Origin of the sequence: Mesorhizobium sp. M00.F.Ca.ET.216.01.1.1, from assembly GCF_004010325.2 — a bacterium.
Lineage (GTDB): Bacteria > Pseudomonadota > Alphaproteobacteria > Rhizobiales > Rhizobiaceae > Mesorhizobium.
This window is the reverse complement of sequence record NZ_SADR02000050.1, coordinates 1-22,203: the sequence shown is the minus strand read 5'-3', so window position 1 is coordinate 22,203 and position 22,203 is coordinate 1. Positions and strand designations below refer to the sequence as shown.

Genomic DNA, 22,203 nt, shown 5'->3' with positions numbered 1-22,203 from the left:
GTCTACAACCGCCGACGGCTTCACTCAGCACTCGGCTATCTCAGTCCAATGCAATTCGAGGATCCACACACCCGGCAAACGGTCAAATCAGCGGCCTGACCCTGTCCGGCCCGAGGGGCCCACTCCAGTCTGGAGTGGCCAATTTGACCAGACGTGATGCGCCTTGAGAAAACTTCTGACGGCCGCCTCGAATCTCATAAGTTCCTCAACATGGGGATGTGGCTGGACTGGTCGAACACCAGCCATTGCGCGCCGGGGGAAAGGTCGGACGGCCGCCCGCCTCGGGCGTCGCCTGGTCGTGCAGCCCAGAGATGTCGGCGCGCTAACTGCGGCGAGGCGTTCGGCGATCGACAGTCCCTGAGATTGCCGCTCACCGGTACATCGTTTGGACGGTTCATGGCCGCGCCAGCAGTACAAAAGTATCGCCCACACCATCGTATAATGGATTTGTGGCCGCTAATAATCGATGTCTATGCGCATCCGAATACATCGGGTCGCCGACACGGCGTGAGTTAATTGCGGCGACGGGTCCACACCGACCGGCTCTCGTCGGTCATCGCGAGCTCAATAGAAGCGCGGGATCGGACCGTTCTGCGGTGTAGCGCGGTCACCGAGGTCCAGGAAGATCTCGTCGATATAGCACCATCCCCAACCTTCCGGCGGATCGTAGCCCTCAATGACTGGATGGCCGGTCGCCCGGAAATGCTTGGTGGCATGACGATTGGGCGAGTCGTCGCAGCAACCGACATGGCCGCAGGTGCGACACAGTCGCAGATGCACCCACTGCGAACCACTCTTCAGGCATTCCTCGCAGCCGAGTGCGCTCGGCGTCATGTCCCGAATCTCACCCGCATGTCTGCATTCATCTGCCATCAAGATCTCCTGGCCAGTTCAGGCGCAGCGGCGTGGCTGCCGTTTTGCGCAAGATACGTATGCAATGCCGCCACAACCTGGGCGCCTTCGCCGACAGCAGCCGCGACGCGTTTGATCGAGCCGGAGCGAACGTCGCCGATAGCGAACACTCCGCTGCGGCTCGTCTCCATCATGCCATGCGCCGGTGCTACCTCCAATCCGGTGCGCACGAACCCCTTCGGGTCCAGTGCCACGTTGCATTTCGCCAGCCAGTCCGTATTCGGGTCGGCGCCGATGAACAGAAACAGATGGCGGATCGGACGCACTGTTTCCACGCCGCTGGCGCGGTTGCGCCAACGCACATTGGCGAGATTGCCCTCGTGGCCTTCCAGCGCCTCGATCTCACTCCCGGTCAGCACCTCGATGTTTGGCTGCGCCTTGATGCGCTCGACCAGGTAGCGCGACATGCTCGCATCCAGGCTGTTGCCGCGCGCCAGCAGCGCCACCTTCCTCACATGGCTGGCCAGATAGACAGCCGCCTGCCCAGCCGAATTGCCGGCACCAACCAGCGCCACCTCCTGTCCGCCGCAAAGTCGCGCTTCGATTTGCGAAGCCCAATAGTGCACGGAGGTTCCCTCGAACTGCGCCAGATTGGCAATATCGAGGCGGCGATAGCGAGCCCCGCTGGCTATCACCACCGTGCGCGCCCGCACGGTCTCGCCGTCGCCGACATCGAGCGTGTAGTGGGCGCCGGACTTGTCGGTCGCGCCGCTCAGGAGCTTCGCTTCGTCGGGTATCACCATTTCGACGCCGAACTTCTGCGCTTGGTTGTAGGCGCGCGCCATCAGCGCCATTCCCGAAATGCCTGTCGGGAAGCCGAGATAGTTCTCGATGCGCGAGGAGGCACCCGCCTGTCCGCCAAAGGCACGGCAATCGAGCACGATCGTCGACAGCCCTTCGGAAGCCGCATAGACCGCAGCCGCCAACCCCGCCGGTCCTGCGCCGACAATGGCCACGTCGTAATGCTTGGTGGCGTCGACCGGCCGCACCAGGCCGATGCAGCGGGCAAGCTCGTTCTCCCCGGGATTGAGCAGTAGCTTGCCGTTCGGACACAGCACGATCGGCAGGTGGTGAGGATCGACATGGAAGCGCTCGATCAGCGTCTTGGCGCAAGGATCGGCGTCGGAATCGAGGACGCGGTGCGGCTGACCACTGCGGGCCAGAAAACCCTGCAGCCGCAATACGTCGCCGCCGTCGACGGGTCCGACGATGATTGGTCCCGCTGCGCCACTCTCCAGCAGGCCGACACGGCGCAGGATCAGCGCCCGCATGATCCGTTCGCCGAGATTTGCTTCCTGCACCATCAGGTCTCGCAGCCTTTGCGATACGATGACGAGCGCCTCCACCGGCTCGACCGCCTCTACATCCACCAGCGAGGGCCGGGCCGAAAGCTGCGCCAACTCGCCGACGAAATTGCCCGGGCCGTGAGTGACGATCGTTTCGCGCTGGCCGAACCTGCCGCCCTGTGTAATGTCCACCTTGCCAGAGAGGATCACGATCAACCCAGGTGCCACCTCGCCGGCTTTGACGATCTGTTCGCCTGCAGCGTACGAGTTGGCTTCGCCGAAACGGCGCATACGGTCTATGTCTGCCCGAGCCAGCGCGGGAAACATCTGGTCGCGACGGGCAATGGAGATCGGATTGGCGGATTGAGACATGGGTTCGACCGTACCGCTGCCGCCGCGGACTTTGAAGCGGATTTTACAGGGCAAGAGTTGCTCCGATCATCCTTCGACAGGAAGCTCTAAACAATGATGGCGAGCACTTGGCCCGCCATCATTCGGCTCGGACAGGGTTCGCACCCTGGCTTGGAGGATCACGAGCCGGCAAGGGCATTTAAGTCCGCGCAGAATTCGGCATACGGCTTGGTCATTCCCGCGTCCTGGCATTCTCGCATCATCGCCATGCGCTTGGCCTTTGGCAGAGTCTCGAGCGCTGCCCTGAACCTAGTTCTCATGATGGGACTGGTGGGGTGCATTCTCGCGATGGAACTAGTGTAAAACGGCTGTTTGTTGATGTTGTCGATAACGTCAAGCGCACCGGCAAACGCCACGCCGCCGAAGGCTGAAAGAGCAAGTACCCTCACGAGGCAATTGATCCGAAGCGGAAAGCTGTGCTCGATGCCATCGACGCGCTTGAGAAGGCGACCGAGAAACCGACCTCGCACTGATCGATGCGTAGCCGGGGTCCGTCGCCTGCCAGGATCGACCGCGAATGGCCTTATCAGGTGGCTCTGCCTGATGACCTATGCACCGGACACAGCTTCGCTTTGATCCGCGAGTTTTGCGAAAGCGCAGGTTGGCCCCAATGAAAAGGCAGGTACAGGCGATATGGCCAGACCACAGCTATGAAAACTGGCGTCGCTACTGCTTTGCCGACGAGGCGTCCGCACAAGCGTTTCTTGACCACTTCCCAGGCGTGATTTCGATCCACAGCGCGACCGGGAAAATGGCAACGCACGAGGTGTCTGGCGCCGCACTGGCGAATACAAGAGAATTCTCGATCTCTGGCCGCTGAGCGTTCCCGAGATCCTGCGAAACTGAGGCAACAGCATGTGCAATCTCTACAACATCACCACCAGCCAAGAGGCCATTCGCCAGTGGACTCGCGCCTTGCGGGACGTCATCGGAAATCTCGAGCCGTCGATTGATATTTATCCCAATCAATTCGCCCCGGTGGTCCGCAATGCACCGGACGGCGTACGCGAGCTCGCCAGTCTGCGTTGGGGAATGCCGACGCCCTTGGACCGGGTCAAAGGCAACGCCGATTCCGGGACCACCAACGTCCGCAACCCTCAATACGGCCACTGGCAGCAGTACGTTGGCATCGAGCATCGCTGCATCGTGCCCGTGACGAGTTTCGCCGAGCCCAGCCCAACGCCTGTGATAGACCCCGAGACGGGTATTAAGCGGAACTATTGGTTCGCGCTCAATGAAGACCGTCCGCTGTTCTTCTTCGCCGGCCTGTGGACGCGCTGGCATGGGGTGCGCAAGGTCAAGGAAGGGCCTGCCGATCACGAGGTCTATGGCTTCATGACGACCAGGCCGAACGCCCTCATCGCGCCGATTCACGAGAAGGCAATGCCGGTGATCCTGATCACGCAGGAGGAGACGGAAACGTGGCTAACTGCGCCATGGTCGGAAGCCAAGCGACTACAGCGCACCGCTCCAGATGACGCCCTCGTGGTGGTCGATAAGCCCGCCACCCAGATCAAAGTTCCGGTACAGGCGCCTACGCAAGGCTCGCTGTTTTGATGAGCGACGAACTGATCCGCCTTCCCGGTGCAATGCAGCCCGTCACGCGCCCCGGCATTCAGCACCATAGGTGCGAGCATCCCGGCTGTGGCAAGAATGCCGGATGGGGGTTCGCCAAGCCGAGGAAACCATCGCATTGGTTCTGCTTTGAACACCGTGCTGATGGCGAAGCATATCTCTAAGGAGCGTGTGAAAGCATGATCAATCCGCCCAAACGCGCAGAGGAATACTCTGATCGGGAGATCGACTGTCAGGAAGCAATGGAGCCGGGTTCCAGGCCGTTGTCGACTGCATGTTAGAAGCCGGGTGGACGCGCGGAGAGATCATGCGCTCGCTTCGGCGCCTGATCGCGGCCGACAACATGGCGCAAAAAGAGAACGCCAAGCTTCCGGTCGAACTTGCGTTCATACGAGCGATGATGCGCGCCGCTCGACCGTCCTAATCCTCTTCGCGGAAATCCTGCATCGAGACATGCGGCAGGTCTTCTCGTCGCGCATGTGCTTGATGCGGCCGATCAGACCCGCCTGGCTCACTGCGTCTCGCATCGGTGTGCTCTTCCTTTTTCAAGACGGTCAAACAAGATCTCTTGGCTGCATCCGCTGCCGCCGTAACGCAGTAACAACGCGCCAAACCTTAATTCTCCTCCCAGAAATCCTGCAGTGATGCGTGGCGCAACTTGTCCTCGCCCCGTAGGTGCTTGACGTGGCTCTTCAGGCCCGGCTTGACCCATGTTGTCGCCTGCCGCTTCACCCCCTTAGGTGCCGGCCCGGCGTGCTCCTGAACGCGCTTCTCAAGCCCCGCCTGGTCGACCAGATAGAAGATCGCATTGGCGTCGCCGCCCGGCATCGTCTCGCTGAACTGGATGCGACTGTCGGGCTGGATCAGACCGAGCAGGATTTCGCGCCGCTCCTCGACGCCGAGGTCACGCAGATCGTGCCCGTTGAGGTGCAGCAGATCGAAGGCGACGAAGTAGAGGTCATGCTGTCGTCGCGTGATTGCTCGCCGAAGCGCGGCGAAATCCGGGATGCCGGCATCGTTGGTGACGATCGTTTCACCATCGACGATCGCCGTCTCGACATCGAGCGCCTTCGCGGCTTCGACCAGGTCGCGATATTTTTCAGACCAGTCGAGGCCGCGCCTGGTGTAGATGCGCACATCCGGGCCATTGATGACGATCTGCGATCGGTAGCCGTCGAGCTTTACCTCGTGAATCCAGTCATCCCCCTCGGGAGGCTTCGCAACCAAGGTCGGCAACATCGGTGGAATGAACGCCAGCCGGCCAATGCCGGCACTCACTTGTTTAGGCACCGGATCGAGTCTAGGCCCGCACGATCTGGCGGCTAGGGGAACGGAACATGACCATTTTATTAAATTAGCAAGCACTGATGTATGAAAGAGCCTATATTCACCTCAGCCGGTAAAACTACCCCCGTACGCCGGTTAGGCTCGGCGCCAGTCTCCCTCGATGCGACGCCGGGCCGCTGTTCTGATGACGTCTCGGAAGCCGCCGGACAGGTTCAGCGGAAACGCGCGAAATGGCCACCAGCAGAACATTAGAAACCTCTTGACGACCCACATGCCCGATCCAGAATCCTCTGCATGGCGTGGGAAATTACGGGCATCAACATCGGCGATGAAGTGACGCTAACCGTGACCGTGCTGAAGATGCTGGATGACGGACGGGCCAGCGTCAGCATCCAGTCCTATGGCTTCCCCTATTCGATCCCGGCGGCAAAGAAGACCCAGCCAGGCGACGAGCTACAGCTTAGAGGCAAGGTCACCCACGTCGACGAGGAGGACCAAAAGGTCACCGTGAAGGCCGGTGGGCTGATTACCGATGGCGATACGATCACTGATTGGACGCCTGTTCCGCGCAAAAAGGCGGCATTTCGAGATGAGGCGGATTAGAGAACGCAGGTCGACCAGGAAGCATGGACCCCAACAGACCAGCCGCGACGAACGGGCCGCGCTCAAGCTGGTTCGCATGGCGATTGAACAGACCTGTCCGGCTGGCGTGTTGCCAAGCGAGGAAGCGGTGTTGCTGCTCTATGGCCCCGAGCCAGTCCATGAGGGCGAAGCTCTTGCCAAAGCCATCATCGAGACGGTCGAAAAACTAACCGCTTGCCGATAACACCCTGCTCTTGAATGCCCTGGAGATGGTTGCGGCAAACTGGGGAGTGCGGCGCCACAGCCTAACGACACAGCTCAGCAGCGGCGGCCGCGCTGAGTGCCGGTGAACTCCGAGAAACCAAAATCGCTGCCGCCGTCTGCTGCAGCGGATGGTTCGGCGCTGTGAGGACACTTAGGCAAGCCCGAATGCTAGGACCAGGAAGCCCATCGCTCCGAACCCGGCGTGGATAACGATCCCGGCCCATGTGCTGCGACGCCGCTGAACAACGTAGGGCAAGAGCAACGTGATCGGCACAAGGGTCAACAGGACTTGCCAGGGGAAGGCAGCGTGGAACAGCAGCCACAGGATCCCATTGACCAGCCAAGCTCGCCTCCCGAAGGCAACCTCTTGCCGCGGCAGTGCGACACCCCGCCAGACAAACTCTTCCCCAACGATGTTCAGCACAACAAACGGGAGCCACGCGCTGAGAATCCAGTACCGGCCGGGACCGAGCGGTTCGAAAGCCATGAACGTGGGATGAAGATTCTTCCCGTCTTGCAGCATCCGCAGCGCGGCGCCGATGCCGCCGGTCAGGACGCCGACGGCCGCCAGCCCTCCAACACCCCAGAGCCAGTCGCCGCCATTCATCGGGCGAAGCCACAGCCGCGCGCCCAACGAACCCAGCCTTCCTGGACGCCGTTCTCGATACAACAGCAGGGCAGCCATGAGAAGCAGGGGGCCAAAAAGGACAATGCTTGCGGCCAAGAACCACATCACCACAGTCTCAGCCCCGGTGGCGGAGACGAACGCCGGGACGGCTACCCGCGTAGTCAGGAACAGCAGCAGAGCCCCGGCCCCGAACAGCGCAGCAGAGCCGCCCAGGCCCAGCGGAGGAACCCGATTAGGCTCCGGCCCTTCGCGCCTTTCAAAACCATTGGCTGTCAATGGCCATTCTCCCGCCCGTACGCCGAACAAGTTAAGCCGTGCCACGAAGTGGCATCGGCTTGAACGCATAGTTAGCGCTCACAGCCTTTGCGTGACCAGGCCCACGACAATGAGCATTGCACCGCTTAATGAGAGCAAGGTTAGCAGTGGATGTATTGACCGCATACTCCGCCGCACATCGTGCCGATGCGGAGGCGGGCATGAGGGTGGCCCTACTGATGCCGCGCGAGCCGGTCCATGGGTGCGTTTGCTTCGGCCAACTTGGCCAGCGCTTGCTCGACTTTCTGCGCTGAGGCGTCCGTGCGCTCGATGTGCCTCACCATTTGCCGCCTCAGCCGCGCAAGCCTTGAGGCGCGATATACGTCGCCGTATCTCGCAGTTTCAAGATGGAGGGTTGCGAGCCTCATGGGCGACGATTCCAATTATCTCGCAGTAGAATTCGCGAATCCGCCTTTCGTTCCGATGTCCGACCTTACGCTCGCAAAGGGCTGGCCGGAGGGCCGCGACGAATGAGAGGCCGAATCGCGTGAGGTCGGGCGAAAAACCGCTGCGCAGCGGAGTCTGGGAGCCAAGAGGGCAAATGGTGGCAGCCATTGCCGTAGCCTCGCCACTTAGGGGTTGGTTCAGTTCGGTTTTAGCCGCCACCTTGGCCCCGCGATCAATGTTCTACAGGGGTTGTGGTGGGGCAGCTTTGCGCTGGGTCAAAATGTGGGGCGAACGGCGCGGTTGAATATCGGCTCACGGCCCTAGGCGGAAGCTCGTTCGGCCTCGGTCGAATTCACGCCGATGACCCTGAGCTGCCGTTTCACGGAACCACCTTGGAAGTCCGGGTCGGGTGAGACAGCGGACGTTCAGCGACATCCACGTCAGACCTTACACAGGGAAATGACAAAAGCCCCAGGAAGCGGTCGATCCGGGGTCGACCATGTCCTTGTCTGATCAGGGATTATGATGGCATCGCTGCGTCGGCCGCCTCGGCGGCGCGCCGTCTCAGCAGGTCATGTTCCCGCCTGTTGCCCGCCAGTGCCGCGGCCGCTTCGAACGCGTCGCGCGCCTCCTCGTGACGGCCGAGCTTGTGGAGTAGGTCACCGCGAACGCTCGGCAGCAGGTGATAGCCTTTGAGCGCCGGCTCGCGCGCAAGGCGGTCTACGATCACCAGCGCCACTTCTGGGCCCTCGGCCATCCCGATGGCAACCGCACGGTTGAGGTCGATGATCGGCGAGCGCACGACAGCCGCCAGCTCCGCATAAAGTCCGGCGATGCGCGACCAGTCGGTATCGCCCGCCGTCCTCGCCTGGGCGTGGCAGGCGATAATCGTCGCCTGGAGGACGTAAATGCCGCTGGCTCCGCCTAATTCGCGTGCTCGCCCGAGCGCCTGCATCCCGCGCCGGATCTGGAGTTGGTCCCAGAGTGCGCGGTTCTGGTCCAGCATGAGGATTGGCTCGCCCTCTGCGTCAATACGCGCCGCCGTGCGCGAGGCGTTCAGCTCCATCAGAGCGAGCAGTCCATGGGCTTCGGGCTCGTGCGGCACGATGGAGGTGAGCACGCGGCCCATGCGAAGCGCTTCATTGCAGAGCTGGGGGCGCAGCCAGTCCTCGCCGCTCGCCGCGGTGTAGCCTTCGTTGAAGATGAGGTAGACGACCTCCAGCACCGAGGAGAGCCGCTTTGAGAGCTCCTCGCCGCTTGGGGTCTCGTAGGCCAGCCCCGATTCCGAAAGAGTCCGCTTCGCGCGCACGATGCGCTGGGCGATCGTCGCCTCCGGCAGCAGGAAGGCCCTGGAGATCTCCTCGGTTGTCAGGCCGCAGATCATCCGCAGTGCCAGCGCCGCGCGCGCCTCGCGCGACAGTCGCGGGTGACAGGCGGTGAAGATGAGCCGAAGCAGTTCATCGCCTATGTCGTCGTCCAGGGCCGAGTCGAGGTCGGGCATGGCCTGCTGCTCCTCCTCCATGTCCCAGGCGATAATGTCGTGCTTGCGCTCGAGCATCCGGCTGCGGCGCAGATGATCCAGGGCCCGGCGCTTGGCGGTCGCCATCAGCCAGGCGCCGGGTTTTTCCGGAACGCCTCTGGCGGGCCACCGCTCAAGGGCGGCCAGCAGGGCTTCCTGCGTCAAATCTTCGGCCAGCGGCACATCGCGCAGCATCCTCGCCAGACTGGTGATCAGCCGGGGCTGCTCGATCCGCCACACGGCGAGGATCGTGCGATGGGCGTCGGCGACCGTCATGGCCGCCGACCGCGTCTGCAGGAACATCGCCTCAAGGGCCGGCAAACGCGCGGACCTCGCACGTGCCCTCCCAATCCGGCATGAAATCCTTGTGGAGCTGCATGAACTCGACCGCCGACGCCACGGCCTCTTCCTTGTTCCGGAACTCCATGATCGCGTAGCCGCCGATGACCTCCTTCGCCTCGACGAACGGGCCATCGATGACGCTGAGCTTCCCACCGGCGATGCGCACCTGCGCGCCCATCGCGACCGGCGTGAGCCCGCCCATGTCGACCATGCGGCCGGCCTTGATTTCCCGGTCGGCGAGCTTGTTCATCGCCTCAATGAGTTCCGCCGTTGGCGGTCCGGCGTGGGCGGAAGTGACGAACGACATGAAGCGCATTTGAGAACTCCTCCTGAGGCGAGCCGCGGACGTGATGGCCGCTGAACAGTCTCGCTAATAAGTCGACGAACCAGCCCCCGGCGGATCGACATGCGCTTTGAATAAAATCACGCCCGGGCTCTAAAGACGATGGGCGAGTGAACAGGTCCGATTGACCAACCCCATCTAACGCCGACAACTCGTCCAGCGTCGTGAGTTGCGTTGCCGTGTCAATTTTGGCGGCTAGGAGGCTGCTTGCGCATTCTTGAGGGGCAGTGGTTCCAACTTCCGCTGAGGTCAACTCCCGCCGTTGGACGTGTGTCAACTGAATTGCGGGTTCTGTGCGCAACTTGTTCGTTCCAATTGACGAGGCGAAGGGCAACATTCCACAGCCAAAACAGAAGCTCGTTCGACGGCGGTCGAATTCAAACCCATGACCCGATACTGGCCCATTCCCCCGAATTCAGAGGAACGGCCATTTCTTGGGGCAATGCCGCCATTTCGGCTCTGGCCGCTATCACCGCAGGGAAGTAGGATGCGGTGCACAGGAGCCAAATCTTCAATGCTCCAGGATCCGCTTGTTCGGCTTGTTGCGGAGTGGCTCAAACACGCCGTGTTTCCTGGAACTGTCCCGATTTTGGGTCTGTCGGCTCCGCAAGGCGCTGGAAAAACGACGATCATGGCGGAAGTTTGCGGCGCTCTGGCCGAAGAGGATCTGAATGCGGCCAGTATCTCGATCGACGACTTCTACCTGACACGGTCTGAACAGATTGCCCTTGCGAGGGAATATCCGAGAAATCCGTACCTCCAGCAAAGAGGTTACCCCGGAACTCACGACGTAGACCTAGGCGTGAGCGTATTGAAGGCGCTGAGAATGCTCTCGGACGGCCAAAGCATGAAGGTTCCCGGCTACGATCGGTCCGCTTACCAAGGGCTAGGAGATCGCTCCCCAGAGAGCAAGTGGCGCGTGGTCACCTCGCCGCTGCATTTGATCGTTCTGGAGGGGTGGATGCTTGGCTTCACCCCCATTGCAAGGGAATTGCTGAGCGATAAGGATCTTGTGGTGATTAACCGTGCATTGGTGGCCTATCAGGCGTGGCACGCAATTTTGGATGGCTTCATCTGGCTTGAGCCAGAGGATTATCTCTTCGTACGCGAGTGGCGGGTCGAAGCGGAAGAGCGCATGAGGGCAGAAGGCAAACCGTGTATGTCAGTTGACCAGGTCAAGGCATTCGTCGAGACGTTTCTGCCAGCATATGCCACCTATTACCCTGCGCTCCGTACCCAGCCTCCCACGAAACCTCCGCATCTGCGCATTGTGATCGGTCGGGATCGAGGCGTAAAGATTGTACAGCCAACTGGCACTTAAGCCACTGAAGCGCCGCTCGTGAATGTCGCATCATCGACCCGGCCAAGGTGGTGCGAACGGCGCTCCAGGGCGCGGCCTAGGTGGCGGGCCTCCTCATCATGACGGAGGCCATGTTGGCCGAAGTGCCTGGCCCGCCGCCGCCGGAGCTTCCCGGTCGCGAGCATCATCATCATGATACGGATTTGGATTTCTGACCGCTTCGCGGCCGTAATCCAGGCTCGCGACCATCAACAATGATCTCGTCCGCTATCGAGGTGAGACAAGTCATCGAGGATCACGGTATCCAAGGTCGGCTCATGTCCGCAACCTCCCGGTTCAGGAACCGGAAAAACTGACCCAAACGCGACCTTCCGGAGCGGAATTCTTTTCTTGAAAACCGACATTGGCCGGAACCAGCAGTCGTGACCCTAAGCGGAAGCTCGTGCGCCCTCGGCCGAATTCACGCCAAGTGTCGACACACTTCGGGAAACGGGTGCTATTTCTGCCCGCTTGCAAACCTGTATTCCACCTCTATCTGGAGCGGTCCTCCAGTGTCGCCGACGTCGCGCCGCACATCCTCGCGCACGGCGCGTTTGACCTCTTCGGGGAGCGACACAAACACCTGCCCGGCTGAACCCCAGCCTCGCTCGACGTGTTCGAAGTACTCCTTGAAGGATGGTACGCCGAAGTGATGAATGGTGGTGGTCACATCTACGTCGTGAAAGCCGGCATCGACGAAGAGGGCCTGCAGTCGCGCCGCATCGCCCAACGAAAACACTTGGGATGCCGCTGGCGCCAGCGAAGCGGCATGGCGAGCAATGATTGGATGGATTCGGGTATTGTAGGAGCGCTCTGGCACTGTGTTGACGGATACAGCAGCACGTCCACCGGGGCGGAGCACGCGGTGGAACTCGGCGAGACCGCGAGCAGGATCCGGGAAAAACATCAGCCCCAAGCTACACAGCACAGTATCGAAGGTCTCGTCAGGGAAGGTGAGCGCTTGACCGTCTTCGATGCACACCGACACGTTCGGAGCGCCGGTCAGACGCTCCCGTGCCCGCGCCGCCATATGCGGCGAAATGTCTGCCGCCACGACATGGCCATTCGCCCCAACAATTGCGAGAGCTGCTTCAGCCGCCAATCCGGTGCCAGTCGCGACGTCTAGCACACGCTGGCCGGATGCGACATGACCCGCGCTTAGGAGGAAGGGGATGAAGTGCGACGAGACACGCGCAAACGCCCGTTCATAGCCGGCGGCGGCGCCTGCGTCGTACATCAGCTGTGCCACGCCCCTACCCCTCTATCTCACTTTACACCAAACGCTACTTTCCCCGTCAGCCACGAGCAAGGCGGTTTCGTCTCCTTCTGGCGCGTCCCGCTGGTTCAAACACATGAGCCGGAGCAAGCCCGAAATGAGCATCGAACGACTGGCTGAAGTCCAGCGTGAACGCGCGGAATAGTTGCTTTGCGGACTTGAGCCGGCATTAGGTTGCGCAAGCTGTAGCGGCTGATCTTGGCGCGACCGAGACCAACGTCGGCGCTCACGCGCAGGGCCCGCTCTTGAAGCCAGTGGCCAGCGGGCTCTACGCCAATAATGGGCGCTTTCCAGAATGACCGGAACCGCACCGCAATCGCTGACCAAACCCTTCTAACCTTGGCCAGCGGAGCAATCACCTTTGCGATTCGACCAGGATCACCAAAGACTCTGGCACCACTCCATCGAAGGCCATCGCATCCGCGGCTTCCTTGCTCTGCATAGCTTTCATCATGGCGTCCATGTCCGGAACGTCCATAAGAACGGCCACCCGAGTCGGATTTTGTGGATCTACAAATGTTCGTATGTTGGTTACGCCGAGCGGACCAAAAAGCTCTTTGCGCTTCGGCGAGTCGAGCCAGTGCTTCGCTCCCTTTGTGATGTTATGGTGGCCAATGACTGTCGGCATTGCATCCTCCCTATCGTGACGGCGAAGGCCGGCATCACCCAAGAGTGCCAAGATCCATCCCCGTCGAGCCACGGAGCGCCGTTTTGGTTGGACTGTCAATTATTTCGAAATTCGGAGAGGGCGTTTCTTCCGGACGGTTGGACCTCAATGAACCAGGATCGCGGTCTGGCGCTGGGGTCGGAAAGGGCAGTTGCGGGCGTAGGGCTGCCAGTCATGACCCGGCGGGCCAAGGTCGTCTTCGGGTCGACTGCGGTCGCACAGCGAAGGTCCGTTTCGGAGAAGCGGCTGGAATGTCAAGAAATGGCGCAACCTTCTTGTTCCACAACCGGAAGAATTGACTCCAATATATGGACCGGCAGCTTCACTTGCGAAAGGCAGCCGGTCCGTAAAAACGCCGTGCCTGGCTCCAATCAGATCCGTGGATCGTGTACTGTGACGTGACGAGACGTCGGATCGAGGATCAGCGGACATGGACGAGGAGGGCTTGGCCGATATCTCAGCCCGATATATTCGCTTCGCCGAAACGGAAGCTCGCGATCGCTCGCCGCTCTACGAGGAGTTGGCTCGGGCTGTCGCAGGGGACCGGGAAACACTCGGCTTCCTGTCGACCCTCCCGGACGTGAAGCGGCAACCGAACCTTCTGCTTGCCGCGGTGCGTCACCTGTACGGCACGCCGACAGGGTGGAGCGAGTTTCGCCAGGCGCTTCAGGCTAATCCCGACGCTATCCGCTCGCTCATGCTCGAGCGCTCGACGCAAACCAACGAGCCGGGAAGGTGCGCCACACTGCTCCCTGTCCTGGCGCGCTTGCCGCAGCCGCTGGCCCTCGTCGAGGTCGGGACCTCCGCAGGGCTCTGCCTCATGCCCGATCTCTACAGCTACGACTACGGGCGCAAGGTGATCCGCGCACCCACGATGGCCTCGAAGCCGCCTGTCTTCCGATGCTCCGCCAGCGAGACAACGCCATTGCCGACGACCTCGCCGCAAGTCGTCTGGCGGGCAGGATTGGACCTGAGCCCGATCGATACTTCGGACGCCTCGCAAGTGGCATGGCTTGAGACACTGGTCTGGCCGGAGCAGACGGCGCGACTTGCCAATCTGCGGGCCGCTCTAAAGATCGCTGCCAAAGTCAAGCCTCGGCTGGTGAAGGGCGACCTGCGTGGGAGCGACCTCGTGCGGCTCTGCAGCGAGGCGCCAAAGGACGCTACCCTCGTCGTCTTTCACACGGCCGTCCTCGACTATGTCTCCGACCTCGCAGATAGAGAGGCTTTCGCTCTGCAGGTGATGCGTCTCTCTCCGTATTGGGTATCGAACGAGTTCTCTCGCGTATTCCCGTCCATCGCCACACGCGCCGGAACAAGCTGGCCACCCGGCCGCTTCCTCCTATCTGCGAACGGCTCCCCCGTCGCTTGGACCGACCCGCATGGTGCCTCGCTCGAATGGATCGCTGACGAGGCTTAAGTACCCGGCGGATGCGGAGCACTTGCGCCAAGGCTTGCTGAAGGCCGACCTTCCCAATGAGCTGGATGTCCGGCTCTGCCTCCGACTGCGGACGTTGGCCGACGTCGCCTTGAATTTCCGCAAATTGCGCTACTTGCTCATTCTGGCAGATGAGCCTGGATGGCACCTTTCCACCCTTCTGCGACATTTCCTCCGCCGCTGGCATTGCACTTTTCTTCTGGGCGCTACACTTCGCTCGGAGTTCGCATAAAGATCCGCAATTCGCGGCTCTTTATGCTGGGGCTTCCACGGCCTCCAGGCCGAGTTCGACGGGATCGGGGACCGTCGTCGCGAAAATATCGAGATAGTTTCGCCGTTTCGTGGGCAATTCTTGGCCGAGCTTTTCGACTTTCTGAGAAACCATCTCCTTGAGACGTTCGGCGCCAGGTTTCAGGCGTTCTTCGGCGACCTTAATCCGCGCGTCGATAGTCGCTACGTCCGATGGTCGCCTCCGCTTCGCTTCCAGATCCGCCACTCGACGCTTCTGGCTTTGTGACTCACGGTGCGAGTTGCGGGCTCCTTTGTTGCTGGTGCCGCTTTCGTGGTCGCAGCGACAGTCGGCATCACGGCAGCACCGTCGAATGGTGATGACATTCTCCTTTCGGAATCAGCCATCCCAGTAGTCGAGGCACCGGCATATTCTGCTGGGTGGCCGGCTTGGGCGTAATAGTCGGTCAAAGCCGGTACAGGTTGAATCGGAAGATATTCGATCGGCGGTACATCCGGAATGTGCGTCTGTGAAAAGGCTTCCGCGGACTTGAATGGCTGTGTCTCGAAAAAAACGCAGCTTGTCGCCAAAGATCGGGCGTTGGCCTTCAACAAGCAGTACCATCTTTCTCTCCGGCATCTGCCGGATTTCCTGCGGCATCATCAGGTCACGTTCGCGAATCTGTTCGACCTTCGTGCCTTGGCAGGCCAAGCAGTTCGATCGTGCGCGATTCCGACTGGTAACGGATGGTCCGCTTGCCGAGCGCACGGGAAGCATAGTCGGCGGTCGCCTGACCATTCGCGCCCAGAATGAGCTGATAACCCACAATTGCCGAGCAGCGAATGTCGGGAGGTTTCTCCGTAAATTTCGTCGAGATTCTTCAAGTCCTGGATGATGATGGCGAGCTTGATGTTGTACCCCGCCACATAGGGTAGCTTGGTCATGATCTCATTCATCTTCTTCAGCTGCCGAAATTCGTCGAGCAGGAAGTAGACCAGCTGTGAGTTCGGATCGTGCTCGAGGGTGAGGATGTCCATTGTCTGTTGCACAAACAGCATCAGGAGCGGCTTGGGCAGCGTGATATCCGTGATGTTGGGTGCGAGGTAGACGGAGATCGGTCGTCGCTTCATTGCACGGAGATCCATATCGGTGACGTTTGTCGCGGCGACGATACGTTCGTTCTTGAACGGCCGCATCGCCTTCTGGATATCGAGCAAGGCCGAAGCGGCGGCGCGCTCGGAAAGGGCCAGATAGGCGTTGAAGCTTTCCAACGTGAATTTGGACAGGTACGGCTCTTTTGCCTTGATGAATTTCATCAAGGCTTGCAGGTCGACGCCGCTGTTGAAGAACGAGTTGACCTCCCCGAGATTGCGCCGGCCGTTATAAAACGGGCTTTCCAGCACATAGCTGATAGCGCCTGCCATGACCTGTTGAGCGGTCGCCTGCCACACCGAGTTTTCGGATTCGGTGTTTTCGGGAACGAGAATGCTCGCCGTGTTCTGGATATCGGTCGTGCGATTTCCCCGTTCCTGGCGAATGAAGTCGAGAGGGTTGTAGCGGTTGGTCCCCTCCGCGCCTGGCGCGAAAAGGAAGACCTGGCTGCCGTTGCGCCGGCGATAGCCGGCCGTCGCCTTGAAAATCTCTCCCTTGAGGTCGGTTACGATCATCGACCCTTCATGGCCCCTTTAATGTTCAGAGGCCTACATTGCCTTCGGTTCCGGCGATAACCGCTGCACCCAATCCATACCCGATGCGAGGGTTCAGTGTAATGCTTCCGCTAGAGGGTGGACCAAAGCCAGATATCTCACACGCCGAATTGTAAGTGAAATCTCCCTGGGTACTTACGTGGAGAATGCAGGAGCGGGCTTGACTCTCATCGCCCCATACAGGTGTAGTTGTCGTTTCCATAGAAGCCGGCCCCGTTGGTCACCCGGCCGACCAGATCGTACTGGAGGTCTGGCTGAGGTTGGCGCTCACTGCATCGGTGATCGCGGTTATGTTGCCGACGCCATCATAACGACTTGGTCTTCTCGTGCCCACCGGACGTAAGTATGCGGAGCGGGGCACGCCTCAGCCGATCGACCTCGACTGACATCACCCGCTTCCCCGATCTTATCGCTTCTCGGCCAATGACCTGAAGCAGGACGCGCCTTAACCGATTTCGAACCGTCGCTCAGATGAGACGGCCGAGCCGCAATAAATGCATTCATCCGCGACGGTCTGCCTAATCATTCGGCAGAAATTCAGCAATATTGTGTAAAATTGACCGAACTTCACGCTTAAATTGTATTAGCATTTCCTTATTCTATCTCTTCTGAAGAATTGACCGATAAAAAGGAAAATTTCTTTGTACTATTTGGTTATTCCTTGGAACGATAACTTGAATTACAACGTTCAGGCAGTAGCGGTCGCTTGCACTCGTATCGAGTGATCCAGGAGCCAGGCATCACGGAGGAATTTGTCCGATGAGCACTGTCGTCAACGCCAAGGGCGTCCCCCTCCCCTACACCGGCGCCTCCACCCACTGGTTTTCGGCGACTGGGGCCGGACCGGAACTGCACGGCACCTCCGGCAACGATTCCTTCTGGGGAGACACCAGCGTCAACGTCACCATGTATGGCGGCGCGGGCGACGACTATTACCACCTCTATTCGACCATCAACCGCGCAGTCGAGCTGCCCGGCGAGGGCATCGACACGATCGACACCTGGATGAGCTACAAGCTCCCGGACAATTTCGAGAACCTCGTCGTCACCGGCAACAATCATTACGCGTTCGGCAATTCGCTCGACAACATCATCAAGGGCGGCACCGGCAGCCAGACATTTGACGGCGCCCTGGGCAATGATGTGCTGATAGGCGGCGGCGGCGCCGACACTTTCATCATCACCAAGGGCCACGGAAGCGACCTGATCACCGATTTCGGCGCGGACGACACCGTGCGCCTCAACGGCTATGACTTCATGTCGTTCGATGACGTCAAGGCGCACATGATCCAGGCGGGAGCAAACCTTCTGCTGAACCTCGGATCCGACGAGGTTCTGGTGTTCAACAACACGACCGCCGACAAGCTGCAGGCCAGCCAGTTCGAGCTGCCGATCGACAAGTCCGGGATGACGCTGTCCTTCAATGACGACTTCAACACGCTCAATCTTTCGAACGGCCATGGCGGCACCTGGGATTCCAATTTCTGGTGGGGGGCGCCGAACGGAAGCACCCTGACCCAGAACAACGAGTTGCAGTGGTACATCGACGCCGATTACGCGCCGACGAGCTCGGTCCACCCGTTCAGCGTGTATAACGGCGTTCTCACCATCACGGCAGCGCAGGCGTCGGCGGACATCAAGCCGCTCATCAATAACTACGAATACACCTCCGGCATCCTGACGACGCATGACTCCTTCTCGCAGACCTATGGCTATTTCGAAATGAAGGCCGACCTGCCCGAAAACACCGGCGCCTGGCCGGCCTTCTGGCTGCTGCCCGAAGACGGCTCATGGCCGCCGGAACTGGACGTCGTGGAAATGTACGGCCAGAACCCGAACGCGCTTCTGATGACTGCGCACACGAATGAGACGGGAACCCACACCAAGGTCGGATCGACGGTGAATGTCTCCGACACCGACGGCTTCCACACCTATGGCCTGCTGTGGACGCCGGAAAAGCTGGTGTGGACCTATGACGGCGTGCAGGTCGCGGAAGCGGCGACGCCGTCCGACATGAACAAGCCCATGTACATGCTGGTCGATCTTGCGATCGGCGGTCAGGCCGGCGCGCCGCCGGACCATCTCGCGACGCCGGCTCAGATGAAGATAGACTACATCCACGCCTATACGCTGGATGATTTGCAGCAGAGCCAGCTCAACGTCACGGGTGAACACACGGTCTAGGCGACCGCCCACATGTCTCAAGACGATGCTCCTCGCGGGAATGCGGGAATGACCAGGCAGTCGAGCCTGCGGCCGGTATTCAGGCGCGCCATTGCCGATGTCGGCGTCTTCTCGTTGCTGATCAACATCCTGCTGTTGGTGATCCCGCTCTACCTGATGCAGGTCTATGACCGCGTCCTGCCCTCCTCCAGCGTCGAGACGCTGCTCTACCTCTCGGCCATAGCGGTGATGGCGCTTGCCTTTCTCGGCTTCCTCGACGCGGTGCGCGCCATCTACGCGCAGCGCGTCGTGGCGACCGTCGACAAGAAGCTGGGCGCGACGACATTCGCGGCATCCCTCGCGCCCAAAAATGCCGGCGGCCTGTCGCCGCTGCGCGACCTTGCCTCGGTCTGCGCCTTCATCCGGTCGCGCGGCGTGGCGGTGCTGTTCGACCTGCCCTTCGCCCCCGTCTTCCTCGCTTTGCTCTATCTCATTCATCCGGTCCTGTTCTGGGTGACGCTCGCCGGCACGGTGCTGCTCGTTGCGCTGGTGGTGGCCAACCAGCTCGCCATCGGCAGGAACGATGCCTTGTCCGCGGAACGTTCGGCTTTGGCGAGCCAGGCCGAGCAGACCTTTGCCCGCAATGCCGAAACGCTGCGTGCCATGGGCATGGTTGAAAACGCCGCGCGGGTCTGGGGACGGCACGTCGCCGATGCGCTCATCCTGCACGACCGCTCCGCCAGCGCCAATGCGATCTTCAGCGGCGCCTCGCGGGCTCTGCGCATGATGCTGCAGCTGGCGATCCTCGGCGCCGGCGCATGGCTGGTGCTGGAAGGGCAGATGACCGCCGGCATGATCTTCGCCTCCTCGCTGGTGTCGTCGCGCGCGCTGCAGCCGCTCGACCAGCTGATCGGCTCCTGGCGGCAGATCGTCGACGCCCGGCGAGCCTGGAAGCGGCTGGAGGCGGCGCTTGCGGCGCGGCCGGCTGAAGCGCGGAAGCTGACCCTGCCGGATCCGTCAGGCGCGATTTCGGTGCAGGACGTCTTCTTCATGGCGCCGAATGCCCAGCCCGGCACCGAACCCATCCTCAAGCGGCTGAACTTCCAAATCGGCGCCGGCGAAGCGGTGGCGATCGTCGGGCCGAGCGGCGCCGGCAAGTCCACGTTGGCGCGATTGCTTGTCGGCGCAGTGCAGCCGACCGGCGGCTCCGTCAGGATCGACAGCGCCGACCTCAGGACCTGGGACGAAAAGCAGCTCGGAAAGCATATCGGCTATCTCGCGCAGGAGATGGAGCTCTTTCCCGGATCGATCGCGGAAAACGTCGCCCGCTTCGACCAAGAGGCGGGCGATGCCGCGATCATCGAGGCGGCGAGACGGGCCGAGGCGCATGAGCTGATATTGGCGCAGCGCGACGGCTACCAGACGATGATCGGCTCCTCCGACAGAACGCTGTCAGGCGGCGAGCGCCAAAGGATCGGGCTGGCGCGCGCCCTCTATGGCAGGCCGCGGATTCTCATGCTGGACGAGCCCAGCACCCATCTCGACGGCAGCGGCGAGGCGGCGCTGGAAGCAGTGCTTGCGGCCGCGCGAGCGGCGGGCGTCACGGTGGTCGTGATCACGCATCGACCGTCGATCGCCGCAGCCTGCGACCGCGTCATGCTTCTGCGTGGCGGCATGATCGAAACCTTCGGCCCGAGCGGCGATGTGCTGCGGCAGCCAATTGTCGACAAGGGCGTCGGCAAGGGCCTTCCCGTGCAGCAGAACACCGTGGTGACAGGATCGTTCGCCACGACGATCCGCACGCACAGCGTCCGGTTCGGGTCGTAGACGATGACGGCACAGAGCCTTGCATGGGAGGGTCAACCACGCACCAACATAAGGCGCGTGGCATTCACCGGATACGCGGCAATAGCGCTGCTGGTGGGCGGCTTCGGCTATTGGGCCGTCAGTGCGCCCTTGTCCGGAGCCGTGATCACACAAGGCACAATCTCGGCGACGGGCGGGAACATCCTCATCCAGCAGCCAGAGGGCGGCATCATCCAGCGGTTGCTGGTTCACGAAGGCGACCGTGTGCAGCAAGATGAGGACCTCATCCTGCTCGATCGAACGGCGGCGCAAGCCGATCTCAACCGGCTGACGAGACAGTCGATCGCGCTCAAGGCGAGCGCCGTGCGGCTGGAGGCGGAACGCGACGGATTGGACAAACTTGCGCCGATCACCGCCGCCGCACCCGCGCCGTTCCAGCTGGATTTCCAGAATCTCATTCGGGAGCAGCAGAAGGAATTCGACGCGAGGCTCGCCCGGTTCCGGTCGGAACAGTCGATCCTTGCGCAGCGGGTCGCCATGCATCGCGAGTCGGTCAAGGGCTTGAACGCCCAGAAACTCGCCATCGAGCAGCAGGCCAAGGTCGTGAAGAAGGAGCTCGGCATCAAGACGAGCCTCCTGGACAGGGGCCTCACCAACCGCACCGAATACTCCCAGCTTTTGCGCAGCGAGGCTGATCTGGTCGGCCAGGCAGGCGCACTGGAGGCCAATCTTGCGGCGGCCAACACCCAGATCGTCGAAGCGCAGGCACAGATCGAGCGCGCGACCACGCAACGCGTGGAAGAGGCTCTGACCAAGCTGGAGGAGGTTCGGACCAACCTGGCCGACATCGAAGAACAGATGCGGGCGGCCGACGCGGTGCTGCGGCGGACGACGATCAAGGCGCCGGCGGCGGGCATCGTGGTCTCGTCGACTTATAACTCCATGGGAAGCGTGATCGCTCCCGGCGAGAAGATCATGGAGATCCTGCCTACGGCATCGGGCCTGATCGTCGATGCGCGGCTGCGCCCGAAAGATCTTGACCAGGTGCGTGTCGGCCAGCCGGCGAAACTCAGATTGTCCGCGCTCAACACGCGCCTGACGCCCGAGGTCTCGGCCACCGTGACGCAGATCTCCGCCGACCGGCTGGTCGACCAGGCAACGCACGAACCCTATTTCCGCGCCAAGCTGAAGATCGCCGACGCCCTCCCGCCCGGCGTGAAGGCCGAGCAGCTCTATCCCGGAACGCCGGTCGAGGCCTTCATCAACACCGGGGAGCGGACTTTCTTCGAATATCTGGCACGGCCGATGCTCGATTCGTTTGCGCGAGCGTTTACGGAGAGGTGAGCGGCAGTCGTACCACGTGGGTCTGCCCCGGACCCGCGTGACTGATCCGCCTGCCTGTTCAGCAACTGTTTCAGTTGGCGGCTGGCGTAGGCAGATCCCCACTATTCGGCGACTATGCTCGCCATCCGCCTCGTTTCGTGGCGGTCTTCTCGCAGCGGGATTCAGGCCGCGTGCCTTGGAACCAACGATGGGCGAGACTGTTCAGCTATGACTTTGATACGTCGCTGACGTGCCCGGCCGGCTGGGCAAGCGGCGATCTTGAGGAGTTCTCATCATGAAGATTTCGTCCAGATTTCGTTCAGTCGCGGTTGCCGTCATCGCCGCCGCGGGAGTTAGCTTTGCCAGCGCCGCGCATGCCGACAGCGGTACGATCCGCTTCGCCAT

General features: G+C 61.3%; 17 protein-coding genes and 1 pseudogene. 9 read left to right on the top strand and 9 right to left on the bottom strand.

Annotated features, from left to right (window positions below; translation table 11 throughout):
* Positions 1 to 564 precede the first annotated feature (564 nt).
* Together EN859_RS33970 and EN859_RS33965 are read right to left on the bottom strand one after the other, a co-directional pair.
* Positions 565 to 873: a UBP-type zinc finger domain-containing protein gene (locus EN859_RS33970; protein WP_127856959.1), complete on the bottom strand. Its 309-nt coding sequence runs from the start codon at positions 871 to 873 to the stop codon at positions 565 to 567.
* Positions 873 to 2,570: a cyclic nucleotide-binding domain-containing thioredoxin-disulfide reductase gene (locus EN859_RS33965; RefSeq protein WP_127856964.1), complete on the bottom strand. Its 1,698-nt coding sequence runs from the start codon at positions 2,568 to 2,570 to the stop codon at positions 873 to 875. Before EN859_RS33965 ends, EN859_RS33970 begins: the two co-directional genes overlap by 1 nt.
* A gap of 649 nt (positions 2,571 to 3,219) precedes the next feature.
* Here EN859_RS33965 and EN859_RS33955 point away from each other — a divergent pair.
* Together EN859_RS33955 and EN859_RS33950 are read left to right on the top strand one after the other, a co-directional pair.
* Positions 3,220 to 3,429, top strand: coding sequence for a hypothetical protein (locus EN859_RS33955; RefSeq protein ID WP_127856958.1), 210 nt, complete (start codon positions 3,220 to 3,222; stop codon positions 3,427 to 3,429).
* A gap of 35 nt (positions 3,430 to 3,464) precedes the next feature.
* Positions 3,465 to 4,166, top strand: coding sequence for an SOS response-associated peptidase (locus tag EN859_RS33950; protein ID WP_127856957.1), 702 nt, complete (start codon positions 3,465 to 3,467; stop codon positions 4,164 to 4,166).
* A gap of 633 nt (positions 4,167 to 4,799) precedes the next feature.
* On the opposite strand, the gene EN859_RS33935 is transcribed toward EN859_RS33950, so the two are convergent.
* Positions 4,800 to 5,423 (bottom strand): RNA ligase family protein, encoded by a 624-nt coding sequence (locus tag EN859_RS33935; RefSeq protein WP_127856962.1) that lies wholly within the window; start codon positions 5,421 to 5,423, stop codon positions 4,800 to 4,802.
* Between the two features lie 342 nt (positions 5,424 to 5,765).
* On the opposite strand from EN859_RS33935, the gene EN859_RS33930 reads away from it, so the two are divergent.
* Together EN859_RS33930 and EN859_RS33925 are read left to right on the top strand one after the other, a co-directional pair.
* Positions 5,766 to 6,074, top strand: a complete 309-nt coding sequence (locus tag EN859_RS33930) for a hypothetical protein (protein WP_127856955.1) — start codon at positions 5,766 to 5,768, stop codon at positions 6,072 to 6,074.
* On the top strand, positions 6,061 to 6,297 hold the full coding sequence (locus tag EN859_RS33925; protein WP_189502435.1) for a hypothetical protein: 237 nt from the start codon (positions 6,061 to 6,063) through the stop codon (positions 6,295 to 6,297). Before EN859_RS33930 ends, EN859_RS33925 begins: the two co-directional genes overlap by 14 nt.
* 171 nt (positions 6,298 to 6,468) lie before the next feature.
* On the opposite strand, the gene EN859_RS33920 is transcribed toward EN859_RS33925, so the two are convergent.
* The 3 genes from EN859_RS33920 to EN859_RS33905 form a co-directional block, all read right to left on the bottom strand.
* A complete protein-coding gene (locus EN859_RS33920) occupies positions 6,469 to 7,221 on the bottom strand; it encodes a CPBP family intramembrane glutamic endopeptidase (protein ID WP_189502434.1) in 753 nt (250 codons plus the stop codon).
* Positions 7,222 to 8,167: 946 nt separating this feature from the next.
* On the bottom strand, positions 8,168 to 9,442 hold the full coding sequence (locus tag EN859_RS33910) for an RNA polymerase sigma factor (protein WP_127856960.1): 1,275 nt from the start codon (positions 9,440 to 9,442) through the stop codon (positions 8,168 to 8,170).
* 31 nt (positions 9,443 to 9,473) lie between these two features.
* The gene (locus tag EN859_RS33905) at positions 9,474 to 9,824 is read right to left on the bottom strand and encodes a YciI family protein (RefSeq protein WP_127856952.1); all 351 of its coding nucleotides are present in this window, start codon (positions 9,822 to 9,824) and stop codon (positions 9,474 to 9,476) included.
* Positions 9,825 to 10,365: 541 nt separating this feature from the next.
* Between EN859_RS33905 and EN859_RS33900 the strand changes: the two genes are divergently transcribed.
* Entirely contained in the window at positions 10,366 to 11,172 is an 807-nt protein-coding gene (locus tag EN859_RS33900; RefSeq protein WP_189502432.1) for a hypothetical protein, read from the top strand.
* Between the two features lie 475 nt (positions 11,173 to 11,647).
* On the opposite strand, the gene EN859_RS33895 is transcribed toward EN859_RS33900, so the two are convergent.
* Both EN859_RS33895 and EN859_RS33890 read right to left on the bottom strand, forming a co-directional pair.
* Positions 11,648 to 12,439: a methyltransferase domain-containing protein gene (locus tag EN859_RS33895; protein ID WP_127856950.1), complete on the bottom strand. Its 792-nt coding sequence runs from the start codon at positions 12,437 to 12,439 to the stop codon at positions 11,648 to 11,650.
* A gap of 382 nt (positions 12,440 to 12,821) precedes the next feature.
* A complete protein-coding gene (locus tag EN859_RS33890) occupies positions 12,822 to 13,094 on the bottom strand; it encodes a hypothetical protein (RefSeq protein WP_127856949.1) in 273 nt (90 codons plus the stop codon).
* Positions 13,095 to 13,563: 469 nt separating this feature from the next.
* Between EN859_RS33890 and EN859_RS33885 the strand changes: the two genes are divergently transcribed.
* Positions 13,564 to 14,553 carry a DUF2332 domain-containing protein gene (locus EN859_RS33885; RefSeq protein WP_127856948.1) on the top strand — a complete coding sequence of 330 codons (990 nt, stop codon included), beginning with the start codon at positions 13,564 to 13,566 and terminating at the stop codon, positions 14,551 to 14,553.
* Between the two features lie 271 nt (positions 14,554 to 14,824).
* On the opposite strand, the pseudogene EN859_RS40615 reads toward EN859_RS33885, so the two are convergent.
* Positions 14,825 to 16,479: pseudogene (locus EN859_RS40615) on the bottom strand (type IV secretory system conjugative DNA transfer family protein); the annotation flags it as partial.
* Positions 16,480 to 17,265: 786 nt separating this feature from the next.
* Between EN859_RS40615 and EN859_RS33875 the strand changes: the two are divergent.
* From EN859_RS33875 to EN859_RS33865, 3 genes are read left to right on the top strand one after another with little or no spacing between them, the layout of a single operon-like run.
* Entirely contained in the window at positions 17,266 to 18,690 is a 1,425-nt protein-coding gene (locus tag EN859_RS33875; protein ID WP_127856947.1) for a family 16 glycosylhydrolase, read from the top strand.
* Between the two features lie 48 nt (positions 18,691 to 18,738).
* Positions 18,739 to 20,496, top strand: coding sequence for a type I secretion system permease/ATPase (locus EN859_RS33870; protein ID WP_127856946.1), 1,758 nt, complete (start codon positions 18,739 to 18,741; stop codon positions 20,494 to 20,496).
* Between the two features lie 3 nt (positions 20,497 to 20,499).
* Positions 20,500 to 21,819, top strand: coding sequence for an HlyD family type I secretion periplasmic adaptor subunit (locus EN859_RS33865; protein WP_127856945.1), 1,320 nt, complete (start codon positions 20,500 to 20,502; stop codon positions 21,817 to 21,819).
* The last annotated feature ends 384 nt before the right edge of the window (positions 21,820 to 22,203 follow it).

Excerpts from the sequence above, each read along its gene's own strand:
- EN859_RS33865 (WP_127856945.1), top strand. The coding sequence starts at position 20,500 with ATGACGGCACAGAGCCTTGCATGGGAGGGTCAACCACGCACCAACATA.
- EN859_RS33935 (WP_127856962.1), bottom strand. The coding sequence starts at position 5,423 with ATGTTGCCGACCTTGGTTGCGAAGCCTCCCGAGGGGGATGACTGGATT.
- EN859_RS33905 (WP_127856952.1), bottom strand. The coding sequence starts at position 9,824 with ATGCGCTTCATGTCGTTCGTCACTTCCGCCCACGCCGGACCGCCAACG.
- EN859_RS33870 (WP_127856946.1), top strand. The coding sequence starts at position 18,739 with ATGACCAGGCAGTCGAGCCTGCGGCCGGTATTCAGGCGCGCCATTGCC.
- EN859_RS33910 (WP_127856960.1), bottom strand. The coding sequence starts at position 9,442 with ATGACGGTCGCCGACGCCCATCGCACGATCCTCGCCGTGTGGCGGATC.
- EN859_RS33955 (WP_127856958.1), top strand. The coding sequence starts at position 3,220 with ATGAAAAGGCAGGTACAGGCGATATGGCCAGACCACAGCTATGAAAAC.
- EN859_RS33950 (WP_127856957.1), top strand. The coding sequence starts at position 3,465 with ATGTGCAATCTCTACAACATCACCACCAGCCAAGAGGCCATTCGCCAG.
- EN859_RS33965 (WP_127856964.1), bottom strand. The coding sequence starts at position 2,570 with ATGTCTCAATCCGCCAATCCGATCTCCATTGCCCGTCGCGACCAGATG.
- EN859_RS33930 (WP_127856955.1), top strand. The coding sequence starts at position 5,766 with ATGGCGTGGGAAATTACGGGCATCAACATCGGCGATGAAGTGACGCTA.
- EN859_RS33875 (WP_127856947.1), top strand. The coding sequence starts at position 17,266 with ATGAGCACTGTCGTCAACGCCAAGGGCGTCCCCCTCCCCTACACCGGC.
- EN859_RS33890 (WP_127856949.1), bottom strand. The coding sequence starts at position 13,094 with ATGCCGACAGTCATTGGCCACCATAACATCACAAAGGGAGCGAAGCAC.
- EN859_RS33885 (WP_127856948.1), top strand. The coding sequence starts at position 13,564 with ATGGACGAGGAGGGCTTGGCCGATATCTCAGCCCGATATATTCGCTTC.
- EN859_RS33970 (WP_127856959.1), bottom strand. The coding sequence starts at position 873 with ATGGCAGATGAATGCAGACATGCGGGTGAGATTCGGGACATGACGCCG.
- EN859_RS33900 (WP_189502432.1), top strand. The coding sequence starts at position 10,366 with ATGCTCCAGGATCCGCTTGTTCGGCTTGTTGCGGAGTGGCTCAAACAC.
- EN859_RS33925 (WP_189502435.1), top strand. The coding sequence starts at position 6,061 with ATGAGGCGGATTAGAGAACGCAGGTCGACCAGGAAGCATGGACCCCAA.